This is a genomic window from Nitritalea halalkaliphila LW7 (assembly GCF_000265075.1).
In the GTDB taxonomy this organism is placed as follows: domain Bacteria; phylum Bacteroidota; class Bacteroidia; order Cytophagales; family Cyclobacteriaceae; genus Nitritalea; species Nitritalea halalkaliphila.
Genome location: NZ_AJYA01000080.1, coordinates 1 through 7220, shown reverse-complemented (window position 1 = coordinate 7220; position 7220 = coordinate 1). Strand labels below are relative to the sequence as shown.

The 7220-nt window shown below is 33.4% G+C and carries 4 protein-coding genes; all 4 read right to left on the bottom strand.

The features are described 5' to 3' along the window. Positions 1 to 566: 566 nt before the first annotated feature. The 4 genes from drmB to A3SI_RS23595 are packed head-to-tail and all read right to left on the bottom strand — an operon-like array spanning position 567 to position 6907. On the bottom strand, positions 567 to 2552 hold the full coding sequence (gene drmB, locus A3SI_RS16095) for a DUF1998 domain-containing protein (protein ID WP_009057558.1): 1986 nt from the start codon (positions 2550 to 2552) through the stop codon (positions 567 to 569). After that, on the bottom strand, positions 2552 to 2818 hold the full coding sequence (locus tag A3SI_RS16090; RefSeq protein ID WP_162098480.1) for a hypothetical protein: 267 nt from the start codon (positions 2816 to 2818) through the stop codon (positions 2552 to 2554). Before A3SI_RS16090 ends, drmB begins: the two co-directional genes overlap by 1 nt. Next, positions 2787 to 6185: a helicase-related protein gene (locus tag A3SI_RS16085; RefSeq protein ID WP_009057555.1), complete on the bottom strand. Its 3399-nt coding sequence runs from the start codon at positions 6183 to 6185 to the stop codon at positions 2787 to 2789. The genes A3SI_RS16090 and A3SI_RS16085 overlap by 32 nt, the downstream gene beginning before the upstream one ends. Positions 6186 to 6238: 53 nt before the next feature. Continuing rightward, positions 6239 to 6907 (bottom strand): hypothetical protein, encoded by a 669-nt coding sequence (locus A3SI_RS23595; protein ID WP_449406412.1) that lies wholly within the window; start codon positions 6905 to 6907, stop codon positions 6239 to 6241. Between the last annotated feature and the right edge of the window lie 313 nt (positions 6908 to 7220).

Below are 7220 nucleotides of genomic sequence, written 5' to 3'. Positions count from 1 at the left end.
CGCCAACCATTAACAACAAACTCAAAGCACATGCAAAAAACTAAAAAAACAGCTCATACGAGCAAAGGAAAACTTTTGCTAAAAGATATTCAGACACTCAAAAAACAGTAAACAACGGAGCAAAAGGCTCAAAAAAAAAGATTGCAGTCAATTGCTGCTATCTAAAACACCTCTAAAAAAACCAGATTTTTTAACCATCAGGAACCACTCCAAACTTTTAATCCCCATAGCTAGATCTCCGCTCAACCCCGCTACGCTTCTGTCAACAGGGGCTAATTCCGAAATTCCGCTGCGCTCCACTTCGGTTTAGCCTTATATGTTGGCAGCTGGTGTTCTGTCGTCCATCCTTGTAAACCATTGTCAGTGTTGGGTTTGAGTGTCATTGCCTGTTTGTTTTTTTGTCTATCTGTGTCGGGTTGTGCGTAGCGTTTTTTATTTTTTTGAGGGGTTGAAAAATTTTTTAAAAACAATTTTTTCTGCGTTGGCTTTGCAAGCTCTTTGACAAAGCTTTGGTCTGAGCGTGGCTTGCGGGGCTTTGGCAATGTGCTTGCAAATAGGGTAGGGAACTATAATTTCTTGAAAAAACCATAATCTTTGTCTATTAGTAATGCTCTATCAAGAAATGAATTGAACTCCTCACAGGCGTTTTCTGGAACCAAAGTACAAGAGTAGCAAGCAGCCATATTTAAGCCACCGATTCCCTGTCCGTCATCAGTATTATAACAAATAGGATCAGAAGCACAATCCGAGGCTCTATTTAATGCAGATTTTAAAATTCGAGTTATTTGTTGTTCTGTTGCTTGGGAAACTAACCCTCCAAAACTGCCTTCCGCACCTGCTACGGTATAAATTAAAAGACCTTGCATATTTTGCTCATCAATAAAAAGTCTTTCATTTAATGAAGTTGCAGGATAGCCACATAAAAATTCCAATTCTTTAATTAGGATATGTGAAATCGTATGAATTAATACAAATCTTGCCAAGTGTCTTTCTGAAAGAAATTTTTCTCGAACACTTTTATATTCGTGATTTATTGCGTTCTGAAAAAGGGTATTTATCCTCATTAAAAAAGATTGACTACCGAGTGAGCTATCAATCCATTTTTCTATTTGTTCATTTGAGAACGATATAAAAATACCTTCTCCAAAGCTTTCTACTGCTGGTAAATATTTGGTGTCTAATTTCCATTTAGAAGTAAATTTCCCTTTAATAGTTGTGAAAGTTTCTCCTGTATCTGACATAAAAACATCGCTTGTCATAGGCTCCTGCCTAGTGAAACCTGTCTGGACAGATGTAATCTTTAGTTTTTTTATGCCGATAAGTTGTTCAATGCCCAGTTTTGAGAGTTTTGAATTTTCTACTTTATTGAAAATTAGATTCCTAGAGGGGTCTTCATATTTTGAACCAACAGACTTGGTTAAAAAATTATATTCAGTTAAGCGATATTCTAATTCAGGTGCGTACTGGTTTACTTGCTTATTATCAATATATTTTTTTATGACCTCAATTGGGTATTTCTTTTTAAGTGCACGGTAAATAAAATCTGCATCTTCATTCTCATTAATCCATTCATCAATGCTTTCTTGATCCTCAATTGTTATTCCTTTGTCTGTTGGCAGGAAAATACTCGAAACCATTATCGGGTAATAAACACTATTACTTGTTCTGATAACGGGTTTAAAAAACACTCTTACATCTTTACCATCCCTTTGTATTTTGTTTCCTTCATCATCTTTCAAGTATTTCTTAAATACTCTTAGTCCAAACAAACCTGCTAAATTAATTTCACGCCCTTTTGTTTCGCAATCTTCATTGACGCATTTAATTCTTATACCTGCTAAATCAGAGAACTTGTTTGATTTTAGATAGCGTAAATCTTGCTTATCGCAACAAGGGTTTCCATAGTCAAGTAAAATAGAGCCGTTTTCCGAATCTTCGTCTTTTATTGCTTTTTGGGCTGTAGTCCATAGTTCCCAAGGAATATCCTTTATTTCACCATCAGGAGAAGTCATTACAAATCTTAATTGCTCTAATTCAGGAGCGTACTTTTTCTCGCTTTTTTCATAACAAATGCCGCATTTAGGAGGAGCAAAGTCCTTTTTAGTAGCTGTTCTCCCTTTTACATTTTTCCAAATATCCCACCATTGGTTAATAGGCTTAAAACATTCACACTTATTACAATAAAACCATTTAGGAAAGAATATCGCACTAATAGTTTCATCTTCATTTTCTGGTATGTCTGCACGTTTACTTGATGAAACATTGTCGGGCACGTGAACAAAAGCTTCAAGTTTTGAAAACCCGCTTTTATGATTTAGTCTTTGTAGTAGTCTTTCATCATTAATATGAAAGGCACTTGGGATATTAATAACCCATTGACCATCTTTATAATCGCCTTTAAAGAACGGCCATCTATCAAAATCCTCAATCATTAAAGCACCATACGGAGTTTCAATTAGAGAGCCTGAACCACCATAAGCACTAATTACCTTTCTAGTTTGAATTTTTACAAACTTTTTGTCTGAACTTGTATTTCTATTTTGTAGTGCCATTAGTAAACTGATTTTATTTCTACAAAAGTATCTGTGTCAATTTCCCTCATAGATTGCATAGTTGCCCAATCCACACCATCGTCTTGTTTTTCTGTTGGTCGTTTTAGAAGTGACTTATACGTTAACTTACTACCTAAACTTGCTCGATTTTGCCAGTCTTCAATTAAATCGTTTATGGAACTAATAAAATATGAGATTATATCCGGGTTATCACCAAATCTAATTTTTATGAAATCAATAAACTCGTCTGCTTTTTTCTTTTTCAAAATATCTTGCTTCATCATCTTTAGCCATTGCAGGAATTTTATTTCTTATGTATGTCACAAAGGCTGTTGTGAGCATTTTATCAATTGTGTTTTCAGTAAACGGTGTAATACTTATTGGTTCAACACATTTGTAAAAAGCACTATGAAAATTTATGAAATGCTCGAAATATGATTTTTCTCGTGCTCTATTCGGGTCTAGAAGTGTTATAGCTAAACCTTTGGTTTTTCTGCCAACACGACTGGAAGCTTGAATGTATTCTGCAATATTTTTCGGCATTCCGTTTAATACCATAATATTTAGTCGGCTAATATCAATACCCACGGAAATCATATTTGTAGCAAGGACAAAGTCAACAACATCAGTCAGGTATTTCAGTCCCTTTTCTCTTGTAACTAATTTACTTTCGTCAAAAGGTTTCTCTATTTCTTTAAGCACTGATTTGATTTTCGCACTTTCAACACGACTTGTCAATTCTTCTGTTCTGCTAGGAATACCATAGAAGTTAAATGAATATTCATCAAATGGCTGAAACAGTTGACTCAAACGATATTGCAAAGTAGATGTGAAGTTTGAAACTTCATCACCCACCTTGTTATAAATCTTTCCTACGTCCTTAAGGCTGTTATAATAAGATACAATTGTCCAATAGTTGTCGGTTCGTGATTTTGTTTCTAAATTTTTAAAGACCTCAAGGCGTGAAACCAATAAGTGGGCAAGTAATTGTAATTGTGTATCAATCGCTGTTTTGCCTGTGGGCATAAAACCGATATATCTTCTTTTGCTTTCCTTACTTTCTTTTGCAAAGAAACTATCATCATAATTTATCCCCGATGGTGGAAACACATTGACTTTCCGATTTCCATAAAGTCTCTTTATTTGTAAATCGGTATTTCGTGTTGTTGCAGTTGATGAAATGATTTTTGGGCCGATTCCATTCTTTGTACATAATAATTCAATTGTACTTTCGAATAAACCTGTTACTGAACCCAAAGGGCCGTTTAAAAGGTGTAACTCATCTTGTATTATCAAATCTGGTGGAAGCCCTTCATCTGTATTTGCTTTAAAAAAATTGTGTGCATTATCTTGCCAAGCCAACATTGCAAACTTATCAACTGTGCCGAATAGGAGTGTTGGAGGGTTTTGATATAAAACTTCATCAACGACTTGAATCGGCAGCCGTTTATGAAAAGTGCACTTTTGATTCAAACAATGTATTATGAAGTCACTTCTTTTTGATTTGAATCCATATTTCCAAACTTCCTTGCCATTAGTGTTTTTAAACTTTGAAATTGACTTTGTACCACACCAAGGGCAACTACTTATTTGAAACTCATTGTATTTATGAGGGTCTCCATTATTACCTTTTTGTGCTTCCGCCTCCATACCATACTTTTCACCATCAAGCAGTTTATTAGCTTCTTGAATTGTATTTGGCGTAGATGCTTGCCCTACCCAAAGACCAATAGTAATTTCATTCCCCTCACCATCTTTCAGGTCGTTTTTAAATTCTTTCTGCTTTCGTAAAAATTCAAGTGAGGTAATTAATCTTGATGCTCTTTCAAATTGTTGAGCAGTTAATAACCTGAGAGTATATCTCATTATTACAGAAGTACCTCCAAAATTTAAATCGTTTTTTATTCTCCTGTAAGCTATCGTAAAGGCAGTAACTGCCAAATAAGCTTCGGTTTTTCCACCACCTGTAGGAAACCAAATTAAGTCAACAGTATTTTTTTGTTGTCTTTTCTCGGGATCAACCATTTCTTCTAGGCTCAATATGAAAAAAGCTAATTGAAATGGTCTGTATTTAGGAATAAAACCTAATTGTTTTTTTGAATCATAGGTTTTAAAGAATTCAAGATTGTCAAAGTCTAATTCGGTATCAAATTCGCTAATTTCCTTTTCTACTTTTCCCAATCTTTTGTCATTAGAAACAATCAATTGTATTAGCATTGCAGTATTCGCAATCTGAAAAGCCCTAAATACTTTATCATCATTTAATAAATCAACATTTGAATTTAATCTGTTGAAATTTTCCTTTTGCCTATCCACTAATCGATTAGCTATTTCGCTTTCTGCTCTAGTAAGTTTATTAACTTCAGTTTCTTGTTTTTCAATCCACTCTTTGTAGCTCTTAACGAAGCGTTTTAAATTGGAAATGATAGTTTCTTTTGGTAAACCCCAATTTGATAGATTTTTTATATCAAGACAATCATCAAGACTATTGTCATCAAATTCATTAATGACATCTTTTATGTTTTGTTCTGGCAAAAACGTGGTTTGTATAACCGAGTGATTTTCATTCCATTTTGCGGAACAATTGTGTCCTACAGCATAGCTGTTTACGTTTCTGTATATGAATTCTATTTCTTCTGCTTCTTTATCTTCAAGTTCAGCATCTGGATAATATGTAGATAAAGTATGGTCCTTGTATTCAGTAATTCCAGTTGATTTTATGGAGATTTCTGTTTGAAACAGGCATTTTTTATTTAATAGTTCTGATTTATTTGAGAATCTATTTGAAGGATGTTTCTCAGATAAGTTTACTACTTGGACTTTTACGTAATTTGAATTTGAAGCGGGATAAACCTTGATATTATATCCAACTTTTGTGTCTTTGTAAATTCCATCACCAAGGTTTAGTATAATTGGTTTGCTAGTATTTTCAATTGCTATCTTTTCGGTAATCTGAAAATCTTTTCGTTTCCAAACACGACTGACTAGTTTCTCTAAATAGTTTATGTAATAGTATGCAGAGAAATATCCACCTTCTTCAGTTTGGCGTTTTAGATTACTGAAATGTTTGAATTTATCAAACTGACCATATTCTCCATTTTCCCTTTCAGGTTTTGATTGTTCTCCTTTTAAATCTCTCTCAAGAAACATATATCCTTCTTCATATTTCAATATGTCCCTCCAAGCCAATGGAGTAGGAATGCCTTCTTCGAAAAATGAATCGTAGCCCGCCTGGTTTATTTTAATTTTAATTTTTGATTGTTTTGGTTGATAATAAAGTCCGAAAGAAAAGGTAACATCTATTGTCTTGATATCTTTTTGTAAAGCAACTGACAAACCTATGTTTGTTGGGAAGAAGTTGTTTTGGCTTATTTTAATTACATCATCATTTGGGTTTGCTATGCCTGATAATTTTGTATCTTCTTCTTTTTGCTTTTCGATGACCTCTTCATTTGTCTCTTCAGATTCGATAGAAGCTTCACTTTCTGAATCTGCATTTTCTTTTTCATCAATTGTCTTACAAATAGTTTTGTCAGGAAAAATAATGCCGCTGAAATACCTTTGTAATGGATAATCGGAAATAATTTCCTCTTTATCCTCAACTCCCCAAGTATCAGAACCTGGGCCAATCATTCCTTTAAGAATTCTGCTCTGTATTATTTCTCTGGCTTTTTTCGTCTAAAATATCAAATTGACTCATCTTCTTCTGTAATTGAAATGTTTTTAATAGTTCTTTCGGGTGCTGCTTTTTGAATGAATATTTCTATTTCATCCTTGGTGAAATTTGAAAGTATCTTTCCAATGCTTTTTCCACCACTAACAATGTACTCCATAACGTCATCACTTAGGTCTCTACCAAGTGAGATCATAATGCCTCTATAAAACCTTTTACTTCTTTTTATGGATTCAAAATTATCATTGAGGATTGGGTCGTTTAATGTTGATTTAATTGCAATTAAATTATTTGCTGAATTAGGAAATCTTTCTTTATCGTCCTTTGTCAACCATTTTTTGATAGTCATTGGATTGGAAATAGTCAAGCCTGATTTTTGAAGTGTCTTCATCAAATCAGTTTCGGTATAAAAAGGATTTGAGTGAGTTTTTTGATTGTAATATTTAATTAATGCTTCTTTCCATATTTTAGAATCGGAATCAACTTTGTTAAATCGGCCTTTTGCATCTTGTTGTGCAGCTATCTCAAATAGTTTTACTTTGGAAAGATTATTATATATTCTTACCCTATCCTTTTGGATTAAATTTGAAACCTTGCTTTTAGTCCAGTTATTATGGCTTAATAGTAGTACATTTTTTGAACCATCTGAAATGATTTTTTCGCACTTTTCTTCGAATTCAATTTCATAGTTTATTTGCTCAGTATCTTCATAGTTGTACTCCTTTTTATCTTTTAATGACTTGTCGTGTAGGTTCTCTATTAAGTCTGAAACCTTAATTTCAATAGGCGTAATTTCATATTTAAGCCTGTTATCTTTTCTCTATCGCTAGAAGTGTATTCACCGATTATTTCATTGAAATATCTATTTTTAGGTTTTCTAGTATTTTGATTCCTCTTGTATTATGCACAAGAATTTAATTAATTATGTTTGTGTTTTAGAAAGTTTTCACACAACATTCAAATGGTTGCATTCCAATTTCCAAAAAGGCTTAACA

Bases quoted from the DNA above. Each gene is read 5' to 3' on its own strand.
- drmB (WP_009057558.1), bottom strand. From the start codon at position 2,552: ATGGCACTACAAAATAGAAATACAAGTTCAGACAAAAAGTTTGTAAAA.
- A3SI_RS16085 (WP_009057555.1), bottom strand. From the start codon at position 6,185: ATGATTGGCCCAGGTTCTGATACTTGGGGAGTTGAGGATAAAGAGGAA.